12 protein-coding genes and 1 pseudogene are annotated in these 17997 nt (G+C 45.6%); 8 read left to right on the top strand and 5 right to left on the bottom strand.

The window, feature by feature from the left end; genetic code table 11:
- Positions 1 to 133 precede the first annotated feature (133 nt).
- From mtgA to RXX31_RS11960, 4 genes are all read right to left on the bottom strand, one after another.
- Entirely contained in the window at positions 134 to 817 is a 684-nt protein-coding gene (gene mtgA, locus RXX31_RS11975; protein WP_317589609.1) for a monofunctional biosynthetic peptidoglycan transglycosylase, read from the bottom strand.
- Positions 818 to 965: 148 nt separating this feature from the next.
- The gene (gene glgB, locus RXX31_RS11970) at positions 966 to 3170 is read right to left on the bottom strand and encodes a 1,4-alpha-glucan branching protein GlgB (protein WP_317589607.1); all 2205 of its coding nucleotides are present in this window, start codon (positions 3168 to 3170) and stop codon (positions 966 to 968) included.
- Between the two features lie 278 nt (positions 3171 to 3448).
- Positions 3449 to 5629 carry a 4-alpha-glucanotransferase gene (gene malQ / locus RXX31_RS11965; RefSeq protein WP_317589605.1) on the bottom strand — a complete coding sequence of 727 codons (2181 nt, stop codon included), beginning with the start codon at positions 5627 to 5629 and terminating at the stop codon, positions 3449 to 3451.
- A gap of 117 nt (positions 5630 to 5746) precedes the next feature.
- Positions 5747 to 8200 carry a glycogen/starch/alpha-glucan phosphorylase gene (locus RXX31_RS11960; RefSeq protein WP_317589604.1) on the bottom strand — a complete coding sequence of 818 codons (2454 nt, stop codon included), beginning with the start codon at positions 8198 to 8200 and terminating at the stop codon, positions 5747 to 5749.
- Between the two features lie 570 nt (positions 8201 to 8770).
- Here RXX31_RS11960 and malT point away from each other — a divergent pair.
- The 8 genes and pseudogenes from malT (at position 8771) to sstT (ending at position 16792) form a co-directional block, all read left to right on the top strand.
- Positions 8771 to 11479, top strand: coding sequence for an HTH-type transcriptional regulator MalT (gene malT, locus RXX31_RS11955; RefSeq protein WP_317589602.1), 2709 nt, complete (start codon positions 8771 to 8773; stop codon positions 11477 to 11479).
- 525 nt (positions 11480 to 12004) lie between these two features.
- Positions 12005 to 12922 (top strand): DUF368 domain-containing protein, encoded by a 918-nt coding sequence (locus RXX31_RS11950; protein WP_317589601.1) that lies wholly within the window; start codon positions 12005 to 12007, stop codon positions 12920 to 12922.
- Between the two features lie 143 nt (positions 12923 to 13065).
- The gene (locus RXX31_RS11945; RefSeq protein ID WP_317589599.1) at positions 13066 to 13491 is read left to right on the top strand and encodes a hypothetical protein; all 426 of its coding nucleotides are present in this window, start codon (positions 13066 to 13068) and stop codon (positions 13489 to 13491) included.
- Between the two features lie 9 nt (positions 13492 to 13500).
- Entirely contained in the window at positions 13501 to 14106 is a 606-nt protein-coding gene (locus tag RXX31_RS11940) for an SCO family protein (protein WP_317589597.1), read from the top strand.
- Position 14107: 1 nt separating this feature from the next.
- Positions 14108 to 14569, top strand: coding sequence for a copper chaperone PCu(A)C (locus RXX31_RS11935; protein WP_317589595.1), 462 nt, complete (start codon positions 14108 to 14110; stop codon positions 14567 to 14569).
- 164 nt (positions 14570 to 14733) lie between these two features.
- On the top strand, positions 14734 to 15036 hold the full coding sequence (locus RXX31_RS11930; protein WP_317589594.1) for a PTS glucose/sucrose transporter subunit IIB: 303 nt from the start codon (positions 14734 to 14736) through the stop codon (positions 15034 to 15036).
- Between the two features lie 28 nt (positions 15037 to 15064).
- Positions 15065 to 15205 (top strand): annotated as a pseudogene (locus RXX31_RS11925) (GTPase RsgA); the annotation flags it as partial.
- A 366-nt stretch (positions 15206 to 15571) separates the two neighbouring features.
- Positions 15572 to 16792 carry a serine/threonine transporter SstT gene (gene sstT, locus RXX31_RS11920; RefSeq protein WP_317589593.1) on the top strand — a complete coding sequence of 407 codons (1221 nt, stop codon included), beginning with the start codon at positions 15572 to 15574 and terminating at the stop codon, positions 16790 to 16792.
- Positions 16793 to 16871: 79 nt separating this feature from the next.
- Here the strand turns inward: sstT and pdxY are convergent, their stop codons facing one another.
- Positions 16872 to 17741, bottom strand: a complete 870-nt coding sequence (gene pdxY / locus RXX31_RS11915) for a pyridoxal kinase PdxY (protein ID WP_317589592.1) — start codon at positions 17739 to 17741, stop codon at positions 16872 to 16874.
- Positions 17742 to 17997 lie beyond the last annotated feature (256 nt).

Genomic DNA, 17997 nt, shown 5'->3' with positions numbered 1-17997 from the left:
AATTCTGAGCACATCATTCTAACCCCCTACGCCCCAAAGCTTGGATTAACTCACATTTTGGCGCTATTAAGGCGTAGTTCAATTTTTCTCCAACTGAACGATACCAGCCCTCTGTTAACCTTTCGTGGTTCGCTTAGCTCGAAAGGTCAACAGGCCCTAAGTTACTCATTTGACTTACCGCCCATCGGGTACGGCGCTGAGTATAGTCGCTTTGCGGGTAAACTTTTATGCGATAAGGATTAGGCAGCACTACGGCTAGTTGCGCCGCTTGCCACTTTGACAGTTTATCTGAACTCAGCCCAAAATAGGTTTGAGCGGCGGCTTCTGCACCATAGATGCCCGGGCCAAATTCAACCACATTGAGATAGACCTCCAGAATACGCTCTTTACTCCACATCGCTTCCATAAGCAGTGCAAAGTAAAGCTCATAAGCCTTGCGCACATAAGAATGAGCAGGAAACAAAAACACATTCTTAGCGGTTTGTTGGGTAATCGTGCTTGCTCCGCGGGATGGGCCATTTTCGTCCGCATTCGCTATCACATTAAACAGAGACTCAAAATCGACACCATTGTGAGTCGGGAATTTCTGGTCTTCTGTTGCAATCACAGCAAGCTGCATATTTTTAGAGATTTGTGATAAAGGCACCCATTCATGCTGACTGTGGTCAGGATAATTTGTTGGAGGTGAGATGAGGCGACTGAGCTTCCAGCCCCAAATTGGAGGATCGACAAACTTTACCGCTCCGACTAATACAACTGGAGCAATTAATAGCACCAACACCACTTTAATTAGAAATGACTTTAGCCTTTTGAACATTCACAGTATCCCGACAACTCACAGCTTTGAAAGCAAGCGAGCAAGATTGCCGTATTCTGAAAAGAACAACAAGTTTCTGAGGTTAAAATTTGGTCAAAAAAAGCCCGATTTACAATGTAAAGCGGGCTTGAAGATTTAGAAAAGCGGCTTACTTAGCAAGCTTGTAGAACACGGTTGATAAAGGTGGAATACGCAAACCAAGAGATTGTGGAAGCGACTCGCTTTCGATCGACTCAGTCGCAACACTCTTGAGAACCTTGAAGCCACTGCCACCGTATTTGCTGTCATCCGTATTAAGCAGAAGTTCGTATGTCCCTTCATTCGGAACACCTAAGCGGAACTTCTCGTGCGGAACCGGCGTAAAGTTGGTGATCACCAAAATACGCTCACCGTCCTGGCTAATTCGCTCATGAGCCAAAATACTCGCATCCGCTTCATCTTGAAGACGCCATTCGAAGCCAGCTGGAACACAATCCTGATCGTGCATAGCAGGTTCAGTTCGGTAAAGGTGATTCAGATCACGCGTCAGATCTTGAACCCCTTTATGGCGTTCGAACTCCAGCAAGAACCATTGAAGTTGATCATCATGGTTCCATTCTGCAGTTTGACCTAACTCTGCGCCCATAAAGTTGAGCTTTTTACCTGGTTGCCCATACATATGACCGTAATAGGCACGCAAGTTCGCAGTCTGTTGCCACTCATCACCTGGCATTTTGTTGTGAATAGATCCTTTACCATATACTACTTCGTCGTGCGATAACGACAATACGTAGTTCTCGCTGTGAGCGTAAATAAGCGGGAATGTGATGGTATTGTGATGGTATTTGCGGTGAACAGGATCTTCTTTCATGTAAGAAAGGCTATCGTGCATCCAGCCCATATTCCACTTAAACCCAAAGCCTAAGCCCCCCATGAAGGTTGGCGCTGACACTCCAGGGAATGCCGTAGACTCTTCGGCAATCGTCATGGCGTTCGGGAAATGTTTGTACACTTCCTCGTTCATCCATTTTAGCGTCGCAATCGCTTCATAGTTTTCGTTACCGCCATCGATATTCGGAATCCACTGATCGTGACTGCGCGAGTAATCGAGGTAGATCATCGAAGCAACCGCATCGACCCGGATACCATCGATATGGAATTGTTCGAACCAGTACAGCGCATTAGCCACCAGAAAACGACGAACATGCTCATGGCCTACATCATAGATATAGGAGTTCCAATCCTGGTGCCAGCCGCGACGCGGGTCAGGATCGTGATACAAAGGTGTACCATCAAAGTTGGCCAAACCATGATCGTCGGATGGGAAGTGCGCAGGCACCCAATCGAGAACAACACCAATCCCCGCCTGGTGGCAAGCATCAACGAAGTATTTGAAGTCATCTGGCGAGCCATAACGACTGGTTGGCGCAAATAGCCCCACAGGTTGATAACCCCAAGAGCCATAGAATGGATGCTCAGAAACTGGCATCAGCTCGACGTGGGTATACTCCATGTCGACTAAGTAAGGCACTAATTGTTCTGCCAGCTCACGGTAGTTAAGAAACTCTCCCTGCTCATTGCGTTTCCAGGAGCCCGCGTGTAGCTCATAGAAAGACAACGCTTCATGACGCTTTTCCGTCACAGGGCGGCTTTGCCATTGAGTATCCTGCCATTGGTAACGATTGTGGTCGTAAGTAACTGATGCGAATGAAGGGTACTGCTCAGAATAAAAGCCCCAAGGGTCTTGCTTGTGAGGTAAGCCTTCACCATGCGGACCTTTAAGTTCATATTTGTATTGTACACCCTCTTCTAAATCAGGAACGAACAAGCCCCAAATACCGTAATCGAGACGCTGCATTGGCTGACGACGGCCATCCCACTGGTTAAATCCGCCGATCAAACTCACGGCTGAAGCATGTGGTGCATAAACTAGGAAACGAACGCCAGAGATATGTTTACCTCCACGTTCTAGAGTGACAAAGTGCGAACCCATGTAGTGATACATGTCTTTCGGTGTGTGCAGGTGTTCGTACTCTTGGTAAATATTGTGGTATTGGTACGGGTCGTCAATGATTTGTTCTACGCCATTCCAATCTACAGCTAGGCGGTAATGTGTAAGGTGTAAATCGCGTTTTTCTTTAAGAATAAATCCGCTTTCACCTTCTCGTTCAAGGGCAACTCTTGGCTCCCCTTCAACCAATAATTCAACTTTATCAGCACCTGGCATCCAGACTCTTAGAGAGCCTTCACCATCATCAATAAACGGCCCAAGCGTTGCAAATGGATCAGAGTAAGAGGCCTGAGCTAGCAGTTCATAGGCACGTTCATACTTTTTCTTTGTTCTCTTTATTTTATTTGTTTTCGTATCTTTCAAACCTTTCTCCCTAGAGCCAATATCCACCTTAAACAGACCGATTTAGGTAATATTGGTTTGCACAGCCAACATTATAAACTTACTAAAATGCACTGCTTCGAACGTCTATGTTTGCAAGCAGCATCAAAAAACGAAAATGCCCGCTATTATCGCGGGCATAATAACAGTACTCCATCCTAACGGATTGTTTTTATAGAATGAGTGACCTATATGGAAATTTCTTACCTCAAACAAACAAATTTATAATCATTTTACTTGTCTAGCCCACTCAATTGGTCTTACTTGCTTGCCTGAGCACGTACTTCTGTTAGGCGTTTCGCAATTCGATTTACATCTTCACGACTAAAGATTTCATCAAGGTTCATCGACAACTTACGACGCCAGTTTGGATACTCATCGACGGTACCCGGGATATTGACCGGTTGATCCATCTCTAACCAGTCCTCCAGCTGAACGCTAAGCAGAGCAGAGTCACCAGCAGCAACATGCAATTGAAGCGCTTCGCTTAAGTACGAATCCATTGGAACGTATTGTGCATCGTGACCAATACCCTCTGGCAGGTAACCATGCCAGCGAACACTATCCAGAATGCCTTGTTTACATTTCAGACGATCAGCAAATAGCTCTTCTAGCTGTTCTTCATCTGGGTATAGACCGATCTCACGACCCATCTTCAAGTCATCACAGTGCCAGAAGCCGCGTAACGTTGGCATATCGTGCGTACATAAAGCGGCCATAGATTGCTCAGCGTAATGCTTAGGAGAAATGAAGCCGCCGTCGTTTTTAGATGTTTCGAAGAAAAATACCTTGTATGAGTGCACGCCTGCATCACGCAGAATATCGACAATTTCATCTGGCACTGTACCCAAGTCTTCACCGATAACTGAACATTGGTGACGGTGTGATTCAAGCGCCAAGATTGCCAACATGTCTTCTACTGGGTAGTACAGGTAAGCTCCTTCCGTTGCTTTTTCGCCTTTTGGAATCCACCACAGACGCAACAAACCAAGCACATGGTCAATACGCAGTGAGCCACAGTGCTTCATATTGGCACGCAGTAGCTGGATGAAAGCATCGTAACCCGTCGCTTCTAGAGCTTGCGGGTTCAACGGTGGCAACCCCCAGTTTTGACCAAGTGGGCCTAGTACATCTGGTGGCGCACCAATGCTTGCGTCCAGCACTAAGTTGCCTTCGTCAGCCCAGGTTTCGCTACCAGAATCTGCTACGCCAACGGCAAGGTCACGGTACAGACCTACAGACATGCCTTTTTCTTCAGCCAGTACTTGAGCTTCTTTAATTTGATCGTCTGCGATCCACTGCAAGTACATGTAAAGATGAACACGGTCTTTTTGATCTTTAATGTATTTCTGCGTTCCCGCTGACTCGAATGTACGGTACTTCTCAGGGAATACAGGCCAACCCCACATATTTTCGTCTTCTGCATGTAGATCGGCATGAAGTGCGTCAAATGCTGCTTGATGTAATAAGCTGTCACCACCTTTCTCAACAAAGTCTAAGAACGCGCGAGCACGGTCGGTATTTTTATCTAAATGACGAGCTTTGAACTCACTAAATAGAAGCGGTAACACACTCATCTTAAGCGCAGAAACTTCGGTGTAATTCACCCAGTGAGACTCACGCACTTTTTGCAGACGTTGCTGGAATTCCGCACTACCGACTTGTTGCTGTGCTTCTACACTGAGGGCGAACTCAGGTACTGATACCACATCAATGTACATGATGTTCAACCAGCGGCGCGAAGATGGGCTGTACGGGCTCGCACCTTCCGGATTCGCTGGGAACAGAGAGTGAATTGGGTTCAAGCCAATGAAGTCACCACCACGAGAAGCAATGTCACTAACTAATTGCTTGAGGTCGCCGAAGTCACCGATACCCCAGTTATGCTGAGTACGCAGTGTATAAAGCTGGATACTCGGGCCCCAAAGTTTTTTGTGTTGGTTAAGCGCATCTTGTTTGTAACAAGCTTTTGGCGTAATGATCAATGACATTTCGTAAGGTGTTTTACGACGCTTACGATTGATGATCAGTTTGTGGTAACCCCATGCCAGATTCTTTGGCAATGCAAACACTAGAGGGCCACCCTCAGCACGTTCGTCACGAACAATTTGAGACTGAAGATAGCCTTCAAGTACCTCTCCTTGCTCTGTTTCTAAACGCCAGCTGAATTCACTCTCACGAGCACTCGTACCTAGGTTTAGTTCCACTTCGACAGGGTCACCATCGCGTAAAACAAGAACAGGGGCTAGTACGTCTTTTTTATGCTTTTTCTCAGCAGAAGCTAATAGTTTTTCATCACTGCTAGTGTCATAGCCAAGTGAAGCGAGCAAACGGCGTAGCGTCTCATCAGACACCTTAGCCTCATCGCCCCATGCGCTAACGTAACTGTCAGCCAGTCTCGCCAATGACGCGACTTTCTTTAATGCTGTTTGTTCTTTCATCGCTTTCTCCGAAGGTAATGCAAACACCTTCCATGTAGGGTTTTATTGTTTTATTGATAACTTTAATTTGGAAATGACCAAGGTAGCGCTTGGCTACCTTGGTCATTAGAACGCTTATTAACGGTGAACCGCTTCTAGTTTCCAGATGTTATTCACATAGTCTCGAATTGAGCGGTCTGATGTGAACTTGCCGACAAGGGCTGTGTTTAGGATTGCTTTCTTAGCCCAACCCGCCTGATCTTTGTACTGCTCACTCATATCTTCATGCGCTTTCACGTAAGAGGCGAAGTCTGCAAGACATAGGTATGGGTCACCGCCATCAAGTAGGCTGTCGTAAGTTGCACGCAATAGGCCTGGTTGACCTGGCGTGAACTCTTCACCCACGAGTAAATCCATAGAGGCTTTTAGCAAGTGATCTGCGTTGTAGTAGTCAAATGGGTTGTAGCCTTGAGCTTTAGTCGCTTTCACTCCTTCAACATCCAAACCGAAGATATAGATGTTTTCGTCACCCACTTCTTCACGAATCTCAACGTTTGCACCATCCATTGTACCGATAGTAAGAGCACCATTTAGCGCCATCTTCATGTTACCAGTACCAGATGCTTCTTTACCTGCTAGCGAGATTTGTTGTGATACGTCCGCCGCAGGAATAATGATTTCTGCCATGCTCACGCGGTAGTCAGGAATGAATACCACTTTAAGCTTGTTACCGATGCGAGGGTCGCTGTTGATCTTCTCTGCAATCTTGTTGATTGCGAAAATGATTTCTTTCGCCAGGTGGTAACCCGGTGCTGCTTTCGCTGCGAAGAACACAACACGTGGTACACACTCAAAACCAGGCTCGTTAAGGATGCGATGGTAAAGTGACAATACGTGTAGAAGATCTAAGTGTTGGCGCTTGTATTCATGTAGACGCTTGATTTGAACATCGAAGATCGCATTAGTATCCAGCTCGATACCCATGTTCTCTTTCACCCAGTTAGCCAGGCGCTCTTTGTTCTCTTTCTTCACTGCCATGAATTCTTTTTGGAATTTCTCGTCAGTGGCGTATTTAGCGATACCTTCTAGTAGCTCTAGCTTCGCTGGCCACTCGTTACCAATCTTGTCAGTAATTAACTGCGACAGACCTGGGTTACAGAACTTCAACCAACGACGCGGAGTGATACCATTCGTTACATTGTGTAGACGAGTTGGGTACAGCTCATGGAACTCTGGGAACAGGTCTTTCTTAACCAATTCAGAGTGAAGGGCTGCGACACCATTAACCGCGTATGAACCGATTACACTCAGGTTAGCCATACGTACCATGCGGTGGAAACCGTCTTCGATGATTGACAGTTTTTGCTGTTTCGCAACATCACCAGGCCACTTAGCACGAACTTCTTGTAGGAAGCGATGGTTGATCTCGTAGATGATCTCCATGTGACGTGGAAGCAGGTGCTGAATGAGCGACTCTGGCCATGTCTCTAGTGCTTCTGGAAGTAATGTGTGGTTTGTGTACGCGAATGTGTGCGAACAGATTTCCCACGCCGCTTCCCAAGACAGACCTTTCTCATCAACCAGGATGCGCATTAGCTCAGGAATAGCGATAGTTGGGTGCGTATCGTTAAGCTGGATAGTCTCTTGCTTTGGCAGTTCTTCTAGTGAGTAGCCTGCTGCTTCGTGGCGGCGCAGAATATCGCGTACTGACGCCGCAGAGTGGAAGTACTGCTGCATTAGACGAAGTGTTTTACCTTTCTCATGGTTGTCATTCGGGTAAAGCACTTTGGTAATGTTACCTGCGTCGATCAGCGCATGCTGAGCTTCGAAGTAGTTACCATTGTTAAAGCTAGCCAATGAGAATGGTGCAATTGCCTGACATTCCCAAAGACGCAGCGGGTAAACCGTTTCTGATTCGTAACCTACGATTGGCAGATCCCAAGGCATCGCTTTTACTGTCATGCCAGGAACCCATTTACGAACTTCTTTACCGTTCTCGTTCACTACTTCAACGTGACCGTAGAAGCCGATTTCCTGTGCAAGTTCTGGACGAGCCACTTCCCACGGGTAACCTTCTACACCACACCATGCATCTGGTGCTTCTTGTTGACGGCCATCTTTGAAAGATTGCTTAAATAGACCGTATTCGTAGTGTAGGCCGTAACCCACTGTTGGGTATTCTTGCGCGGCACATGAATCCATGAAACATGCAGCCAGACGGCCAAGACCGCCGTTACCTAGTGATGGGTCGCGTTCTTCTTCAAGCAGGTCAGTGACGCTATGACCCAATTCAGCCATTGCTTCTGATACTTGATCGTACAGACCCATGCTGATTAAGTTATTGCCCGTTAAACGGCCAATTAGGAATTCTAGAGAAAGGTAGTTAACGCTCTTAGCACCTTTGATGCGTGGATCTTCTTCAGTAGCAAGCAAATCAAAAGTAGTGATTTCCGCTAGTGCACGACCCATTGCTAGGTACCATGCGCGGCTATCTGCGTTTTCAACAGTATGTGCGTAAGTCACTGATAAGTGCTTTTTAACGCTATCTTGGAACGATTTTTTGTCAAACTTTTTTTGTTGTGTAGGTTTCATTACGAAATTCTCACGTCTTTTAGTAATTCATCTGCCATACATCGTGCATTTACCGGTGTGAATAAACATCCTCCTGTTTATCCTCCTTTGAAGGAGGAGGAATGAGGGCGTAGAGGGGGGGATCACCAAGCAGTTAGTGATCTCAATCGCAACAAAACTTCATTCGCTCCACTTCTTAGTGATTCCGATCACAGGTGAATATGAGAAAAGGCTAAAATTCACTCATAATGTTTTTTGAGGCGCTGACGATCTAAGATGTGAATTTTGTCTTAGCGATCACATTCCCCTCGTTAATAAAAGTAAAATTCACCAAGTGTTCGTGCAGAAAATAATATCCCTCACCACAAACTAGAACAAAAAAGTGATTTATATCACAAATAAAGGGCGTAGTTGGTGTCATTTACGCCATCTCGCGAGAATTAGGAAGTTGATCAAAGTAACGTGTCTTCCCGATATCGTAACATCCCACTCGATTTGCATTTCTGTTCACTTTTCAAACAAATTAAATTTAGGTGACGCAAACCGTTTTCAGATATCGCTGGCTTACACAAATGAAGGACATAACGATTTATGTGGATTCCATCTAAGCTCACTCGCCCAGGTCGGTTACACAACGCCATTGTGCGTCCAAGAGTGCTGGACTTACTACAACAAGCGCCTTACTACAAATTGGTTTTGTTTCGCTCACCTGCCGGTTACGGTAAAACGACGATGGCAGCCCAATGGTTATCCGATAAACCGAATGTTGGCTGGTATAGTATTGATGACAGCGATAATGACGGCTTCCGCTTTGTCAATTACCTGTTACAGGCACTAAATAAAGCAACAAACTTCAGTTGCTCTAACGCGCAGAAACTGGCGGAAAAGCGCCAAATCTCATCATTGCGCTCCCTTTATAGTGAACTGTTTGCAGAAATGGCTGACTTTCATCAGGAATGTTACGTGGTACTCGATGACTATCACTTAATCACCAATGATGAGATTCATGAGTCGATGCGCTTCTTCTTAAAGCACATGCCAGACAATCTAACCGTGGTCGTCACAAGCCGTGCAACACCACCACTGGGTACCGCAAACCTGCGGGTGCGCGACTTGATGATCGAAATTGGCAACGACATGTTAGCCTTTGACACGGAAGAAACCACTCGCTTCTTTAACCAGCGCATTGCTGACGGTATAGATGAAGACATGGCCAATAGCCTCAGAACGTATGTTGAGGGCTGGCCGTCTGCACTGCAACTCATCGCACTGCAGGCACAGCATCAAAACCGTACCTTGGCGCAAACGGTGGAGTCTGTCTCTCAATTTAACCACGCGCATTTATGGGATTACCTTGTAGAAGAAGTATTCGATTTGCTTGATCAGGAAACCCGTAAATTCCTGATGCAGGTATCGGTTTTGGATCATTTCAACGACGAGTTAGTCTTTGCCTTGACTCAACGTGAAGATGCCCTCGGTATGATCGAATCTCTGAATCGTTACGGTCTGTTTATTTATCCTTTGGAAGGCGGACACAACTGGTTCCGATTCCACAACTTGTTTGGTGAGTTTTTGTCTCATGAACGTCAGGCTCGCATTCCTCAGCAAGAGAAAGATCTGCACCGCAATGCCGCTTTGGCATGGTTGCAGCAGAAATCGCCTCACCAAGCTATTCACCACGCTCAGAAGTCAGATGACAAAGATTTAGTGATTGAAATCCTAAATGAATTTGGTTGGAAAATGTTTAACCAAGGCGAACTCAGCACGCTGGAAAATGCCATTCGTCAGCTTGATTCAGACTTGCTGTTTAGTCATCCAAAACTGACAATGTTGCGTGCCTGGCTGGCGCAAAGTCAGCACCGTTACAATCAGGTTGGTCAGTTACTTGAAGAAGCAGAAGCCGAGCACCAAAAGCGTAACATTGAGTTGGATGAGCACTATCAAGGGCAGGCCAACGCTCTGCTTGCGCAGGTTGCCATTAACAGTAACCAGCCAGAAAAAGCACTTGAGCTAGCAGAGCTCGCACTCAGTAAGCTCGATCACACGATCTATCGTAGCCGAATCGTTGCAACCTCTGTCGTTGGAGAAGTAAACCACGTACTGGGTAAACTGGATCGCGCATTACCAATGATGCAGCAAACAGAAAAACTGGCTCGCCAATATCAGGTTTATCATCAGGCGTTATGGGCGATTTTACAACAAAGTGAAATTTTGATTGCTCAGGGTTATGTTCAGGCTGCTTTTGAGTTGCAGGATTCTGCTTTCCGTCTGATTGAAGAGCATCAGCTTCAGCATGTTCCGCTGCATGAATTCTTACTCCGTATTCGAGCACAGGTATTTTGGTGCTGGAATCGTCTGGATGAAGCAGAAGAGTGTGCTTATAAGGGACTGCAGATCTTAGAAAACCACTCACCAAGTAAGCACTTACATAGCTATTCTATGTTAGCACGTATTGCTGTCGGGCGAGGAGAGCTCGACAAAGCGGGTAAGTTTATTGAGCATATTCAACACTTGATGAAACAAGCAACCTACCACGTTGACTGGACAGCAAACGCCTCATTGTCCCTGATTCTATTTTGGCAAGCGCGTGGGAACATGGAAGCGATACAAGAGTGGCTCAGCACGGCAGTTCGTCCGGATTCAGCATGCAACCATTTCTGTCAATTGCAATGGCGTAATATTGCTCGTGCTCACATTAATCTGGGCCAGTATGACGAAGCTCGTCAAGCGTTGGACTTCCTGCAAAGTGAAGCACATCGCAGCAACCTAGTCACCGATACTAACCGAAACTTAGTCGTCGAAGCGGTGCTCGCAGCACGTCAGAAAGATGAAGAGCAAGCGAAATCCTTACTGAAAGAAGCGCTAGTAATGACCAACCAGACAGGCATGGTTGGAAACTTCCTGACTGATGGCGCAACCATAGGTGGTTTATTAGAGAAGCTCAGCCTGCGTCATGAATTGGGTGATTTAGAGCGCCATCGTGCTCAACAACTGATGAAAGACATTTCATCGAATCAGCGCAGCCGTTCTATTCACTTCGACGAAGACTTTATTGAGAAACTGGTGAACCACCCGAACGTACCTGAGTTAGTACGCACTAGCCCGCTAACTCAGCGTGAATGGCAGGTGCTGGGTTTGATTTACTCTGGCTTTAGTAATGAACAAATTGCTCAAGAGCTCGATGTGGCAGGGACAACGATTAAAACTCATATTCGTAACTTGTATCAAAAGCTAAACATTGCCAATCGTAAAGAAGCCATTATCACGGCAGAAAACCTACTGCAGTTAATGGGATACTAAAGAGTCTACTCAATATTGAGAAACACAGGGTTGGCGTGAAAGCGTCAGCCCTTTTTTATTGAGCGGACTTAAGGCTGTGTAGCAAGTCATTTTATTCACACAAAAAAATAGCCAACCGCAATAATCGCGATTGGCTCATATTTATTGTGAACAAATTGCATTCACTAACAACGTCAGTTGGCTAGGTGACCCTCGGCTTAATAAGGGTCGTTGCGCATTATGCATAATATATGCCAACATTTAAAGCATTATTTTTGGAGTCGAGATCCCACATTATAAATATCGACATTATTATCTGTAGCAAAACGAAAAGTCACATTGCAATTAGCAAATGCAAATTGCGAAAACACATCATCAATCGCAGTTATTGAGTTATATCTTGATAGCTACCTAAAACGGCCAAAGTTTGAACTGTAATCAACCGGTTAGAGATGAAGTTATGTTGTCATAACAATACTATTTCATACTTTTTTACCGGCAATGTTTGTATACTCTGTCCCATCAACAGACATGAACAGTACAACAATGAACTATCTAATTACTTTCTTTAAAGGAATGGCAATGGGTGCAGCCGATGTGGTTCCCGGCGTCTCTGGCGGTACTATCGCTTTTATCACTGGCATTTACGATACATTGCTAGAGAGTATTCGACGCATCAACCCAGCCCTTTTATCGGTTTGGAAAAGAGAAGGAACAAAAGCCGCATTTAACCATATCAATGGTTTTTTCCTTATCACGCTGTTTTCCGGTATTTTCGTTAGCATTGCGACACTCGCTAAGCTGATCACCTGGTTGTTAGATACCCACCCTATTCCAATTTGGTCATTCTTTTTTGGGCTAATTCTGGTTTCGGTTTACCACATCGTGCGTCAGGTAGAAAAGCGGGACGCGATTCGTTTTGTTACGTTATTGGCAGGCGTTGCATTTGCTTACAGCATTACCGTGCTTAAGCCTCTGCATATGGAGCCGACGATGCTGAATACACTGCTCGCTGGCTCTATCGCTATTTGTGCCATGATCCTACCTGGTATTTCCGGTAGCTTTATTTTGCTACTCATTGGCATGTACACACCAGTGCTAGCAGCCGTTAAAGGGTTCCAGGTCGACATCTTAGCGCTATTTTTATCGGGCTGCGTTATTGGACTACTGACGTTTTCACACTTGTTATCTTGGTTGTTACGCAAGTTTCGAGACGCAACATTAATGTTCCTGACCGGGTTAATGCTTGGCACACTGCCTAAAATATGGCCGTGGAAAGAAACGCTGACTTGGCGTACAAACTCAAAAGGTGAGCAAGTGCCGTTACTTCAGCATAACTTGACACCATTTGAATATGAGCACATAACCTCTCAGCCGTCACAGCTCGTTATTGCCATTGTCATGATGCTGGCTGCCATCGCTCTGGTATTGAGCCTGGAAAAGTTCGCTGATTCAGATCAGTAAACATTATTCTATGAACGGAGCCACTGGCTCCGTTTTTTTATTCAATCTCATAAACATGCACAATTTCTTGGAACTGGTCTCGTTGAGCATTGTACAGGTGTGCTACGATGCGGTTCTTATTAAGTGATAAATACTGAGCCTTAATGAAACTGTTAAACATAACAGGCGTCGCTGTGGCACTGGTCGCAGGATTTTACGCCCCAACCCTAATCAAAAACTTGTCGACTTCCTCAGAGCTCAAACCGCTTGATGAATATTGCTTTTTATCTACCACAGCTTGCGTCCAACAAGATGTCGCTATGACGCTTAATGTCGATAACACCCAGCCCTTAATCCCTGCTCAGCTCACAGTAGAGTGGTCAGACAGCAAAGCTGAACAACTCGTCCTGAGCCTGTCTGGGCTAGAAATGGAAATGGGTGAACCTAAGTTTTTATTAAACAAAGTGTCTCCAGGAAAATACATGGGTGAAGTGGTCTTGCCAGTCTGTACTCAAGAGTCGATGACTTGGGTAGGTGAGCTCACTGACGGACAAAACACTATTTATCCAGCCATCAAAATGCATAGGTAAGGAATCTTTATGAGCCGCAACTGGTCCCTATTTCTAGTGGTCGCTTTCGTACTCGGATTTGGCGCGAAAAGCTATTTGGACAACCAAGAAAACGTCCCAACTGAACAAACGGAATCGGCCAAATCAGAACAAACTGTATTATTTGGTGAAAACGGCCAACCCGTCGACATCTTCGATGTGAATGATCCTCGTATTCGCATCGTGTACTTTGGGTTCACCCGCTGTCCTGACGTTTGCCCAACGTCGCTCGCCATGTTAGCTGGTGCATTGAACCAAATTGAAGATGGCCAAAAAGCCCAACTACGCCCAATGTTTATCTCTCTCGATCCTGAGCGCGATGAAGCAGATGCATCGGCAAAATACGCACACTACTTCCATCCGATGATTGAAGGTTTATCAGCACCGCTAGACATCACAACTCCGCTGGCGCACAGCTACGGCGTTATTTTCCGCAAAACAGAACTAGAAGGCTCTGAGCTGGAATACACACTGGACCATAGTTCTTACTTCTACTTCTTAAAACCTGACGGAACTTTGATCACCAAAGTGCCTCATACGCTAACACCAGCACCAATCGTCGAGGCAATTTCACAACTCACTACAGAGGAAGGTTAGAATGAAAGCCAGACAATTCATCAAAGCACTGGCAATGAGTGCTCTGCTTCTTAGTCCCCTTGCTCAAGCTAAGCTGGATGTAATGGCGCACGAACCTTATGCACGTGCAATGGCACCTGGGGCCACCACCAGCGCGGTGTTCGTTACGTTTGCAAACCGCAGTCAGGAAGACATTAAAATTGTCTCTGCAGAAACGCCGGCGGCAGGAAAAGTTGAACTGCATGATGTCATCACGGAAGGTGATGTTATGAAGATGCGTCAAATCGATCACATCACACTCAACGCAAAATCGACCACTGAGCTCAAGCCGGGAAGCTTACATATTATGTTGTTCAATCTCACACAGCCGCTGCAAGAAGGCGATGAGATTACCGTCACCGTAACGTTCGACAACGGTCTGAAACAGAGCTTCAATGCGCCAGTGAAAAAAGTGATGGCAATGATGAAACACTCAGCACATTAATGCCTTCTGGGGCTTCTGGATGAATTCATTCGCGAGCCCTGCTTTTCCCTTCTTCAGCGATCCTCCCTGCCATTTATTTCAAAGTTCAATTCTGTGCTTTGTCCCTCACCTGTGTAAGCTCATTTGAGATATAACTTAATTTCCACATTCAAGAGATAGACAGTATGTTGCAAGGGCTAAAACGCATCTTTAAATTCCTTACTCAGGTCAACCCAAATATGGATCAGGATGTCGACACGATCATTGCGGCGATCGGAGGCATTGACAATGTTTTAGAGACTGGCGCGTGTGCCACTCGTCTAAGGCTGACTCTCAAATCCACTTCCATCGTAGACAAAGAAGCGCTGAAACAGCATGGGGCTCATGGTGTCGTCGTGTTAGATGATAGTCATATCCAGATCATCTATGGTCTAAAAGCCAACACCTACTCGCAAATAATGGAAGAGAAAAGAGTTAACCGCACATAGCACTTTTAAGACGAAACTCTCTACCGGAATACATACTTTTTTTGCAACACTGACCTCAACGGAAAATCCACTCAAGCGATTAGGTTGGAAACCGTTTTTCCAACAGCCGCTGACACTAGATGATTATGAAAACACGCAGTTTGCACGAGTGAGAAGCGGCAACGCCATCAAGATTAATAACGTTTCGGCTCTGGTTGGTCAATTAAATTTAAGGAGACATTAGTCTCCTTTTTAATAACTTTATTAAAAGCATCATTCATAATCACTAATTTTTTGCAACACAAACAACTTAAATTAATAACATTAAGCAAACATTTAATCCAAAAACAAACTAAAACTAGACACAAAATATTACCAAGCTAAGATATGGGCTGTTCAGTCAGAGAGTGGCTGAATAGATAAAAACAGGATAATTGATAATCATATGTTTTAGTGACCAGAACCAATGCTCATCTCTTGTTTATCAAGGACATTAACGCCGTGTAATGGGTAGTTATTATTCAATCACTTAGACATAACATTGCAGGAATGATGTATGCAACATAACAGCCTCGTTGCCCGATATGCTCGTGGTAACCTCGTTCTCCAGATCCTTGTCGGCATTGTCTTTGGTGTCTTACTGGCGACAGTTTCACCAAGTCACGCTGAAAGCGCTGGATTGATTGGTAGCCTTTTTGTTGGAGCGCTTAAAGCGATTGCTCCGATCCTTGTATTTGTTTTGGTCGCAGCGTCTATCGCAAACCAAAAGAAAAACCAACACACTTATATGCGTCCAATCGTGATGCTCTACCTGATGGGCACATTCTTCGCTGCACTATCAGCCGTGGTTCTAAGCTTCCTTTTCCCAACCACTTTAACGCTTGTAACCGGCGCTGAAGGCGCGAATCCACCACAAGGTATTGCAGAAGTTCTACACACACTACTGTTCAAAATCGTTGATAACCCAGTAAACGCACTAGTAGAAGCAAACTACATCGGTATTCTTGCTTGGGGTGTTGGTCTTGGTCTGGCACTGCATCACGCGTCAGCAACAACCAAAGCGCTATTTGAAGATCTAAGCCACAGTGTGTCACAGATCGTACGCTTTATTATTCGTCTTGCGCCATTTGGTATCTTCGGTTTGGTCGCTTCTACGTTCGCAACAACTGGTTTCAGCGCGATAGCGAGCTATGCTCACCTACTAGCAGTACTGCTAGGTGCAATGTTTATCATCGCATTGGTAGTAAACCCAGCGATCGTTTACTTCAAAACCAAACAAAACCCGTACCCATTGGTTTTCCAATGTCTGCGTGAAAGTGGTGTAACTGCATTCTTCACTCGTTCAAGTGCGGCAAACATCCCAGTGAACATGGCGTTGTGTGAGAAGCTAAAATTAGACGAAGACACTTACTCAGTGTCTATCCCTCTAGGCGCAACCATCAACATGGCGGGTGCTGCAATCACTATTACAACGCTAACGTTGGCTGCCGTTCATACTATGGGTATTGAAGTTGACCTATTAACAGCATTGCTTCTGAGTATCGTTGCAGCCGTTTCTGCATGTGGTGCTTCAGGCGTTGCAGGTGGCTCTCTACTACTGATCCCTCTTGCTTGTGGCCTATTCGGTATCTCAAATGACGTTGCAATGCAGGTTGTTGCGGTCGGCTTTATCATCGGCGTTATTCAAGACTCAGCAGAAACTGCACTAAACAGCTCTACAGACGTTGTCTTCACTGCTGCAGTTTGCCGTTCAGAGCACCAAAAAGAACAGCAATAATCGAATTACGATTCAATAGACAAATAAAATGGGGAGCCGATGTGGCTCCCCATTTTTTATATCCGGCTTATTAAGCTATTTACGCTTCAGCTAAAGTCACTTCTTCAATTGGGAAATGTTTACCTGGCTCGACAAACTCTTGCTGAGCGGCGATAGTTTGTAATTCCCACTCGCCAGCATGGAAAGTTGCACTTAATACGCCATAACAAGCATCATGACAGTGCTGGAACGCCTGTTTCGGACTCCAGCCCTTGAGTAGCCCAGCAGTAAAAATCGCTGAGATAAGATCACCCACGCCAACAGGTTGTTTGTCAAATTCAAAATGCGGGCGTTGCGCAAGATAAATGCCCTCTTGTGTCGCGAGTAACATGTTGAAGCTGCCATTTTCCAGACAGTAAAGATGTTTGACCAACACCACTTTCGGGCCCTTCGCTAACGCTTTCTGACAAGCGGTGATCGCATCGTCCAGTGTATGGATTTCCATTTCTGCAAACTGACTCAGTTCGAACTGATTTGGCACAATCACATCCGCCATTGGCATCAGACGCGTTAACAGGTTTTCAGCAATCCCAGGGGCAACAATACAGCCTTTATCCGGCGCGCCCATCACTGGGTCACAGACATAAAGCGCGTCAGGGTTGTTACTCTTAACTTGCCTGACCGTTTCTTCTACTGCAAGACACTGCTCCGCACTTCCTTGGTAGCCGGTTAATACCGCCTGGCACTTTCCCAGTGCACCAATATTCCCCAAACCACGAACAAGCTCACTGATGTCGTCCGCAGAAAAAGCTCGCCCTGTCCACCCCTCTTGGTATTGGGTATGGTTAGAAAATTGCACAGTATGAATAGGCCACACTTCGAAACCCATACGCTGCATAGGGAAAACAGCACTGCTGTTACCAGCATGGCCAAAAGAAACATGAGATTGAATTGAGAGGATACCTTGCATGATACCTGTCCTCTTATTTTTGTTATCGATAATGCAAAGAATGCGGCAAGCGCGAGTTTGCGAAACCGCTAGTGTATCCGACTAGCAGAGATTGTTTAACTCAATTCTGCCCACCTCACCGGAGTTGACCGGAGCCAATATCGACCGGTGAACAGAGAGAAGAGTACGCCAGTTAACCGTTATACGTAACCGAGACAAAAGAACGTGATTCAGGCATTTCTATCCAAATTCTTTGTTGTCAAAGGTATTTCTCTGC

Source organism: Vibrio sp. EA2 (genome assembly GCF_033042495.1).
Lineage (GTDB): Bacteria > Pseudomonadota > Gammaproteobacteria > Enterobacterales > Vibrionaceae > Vibrio.
The sequence above is the reverse complement of the archived record's forward strand: the minus strand, read 5'-3'. Positions and strand labels throughout refer to the sequence as shown.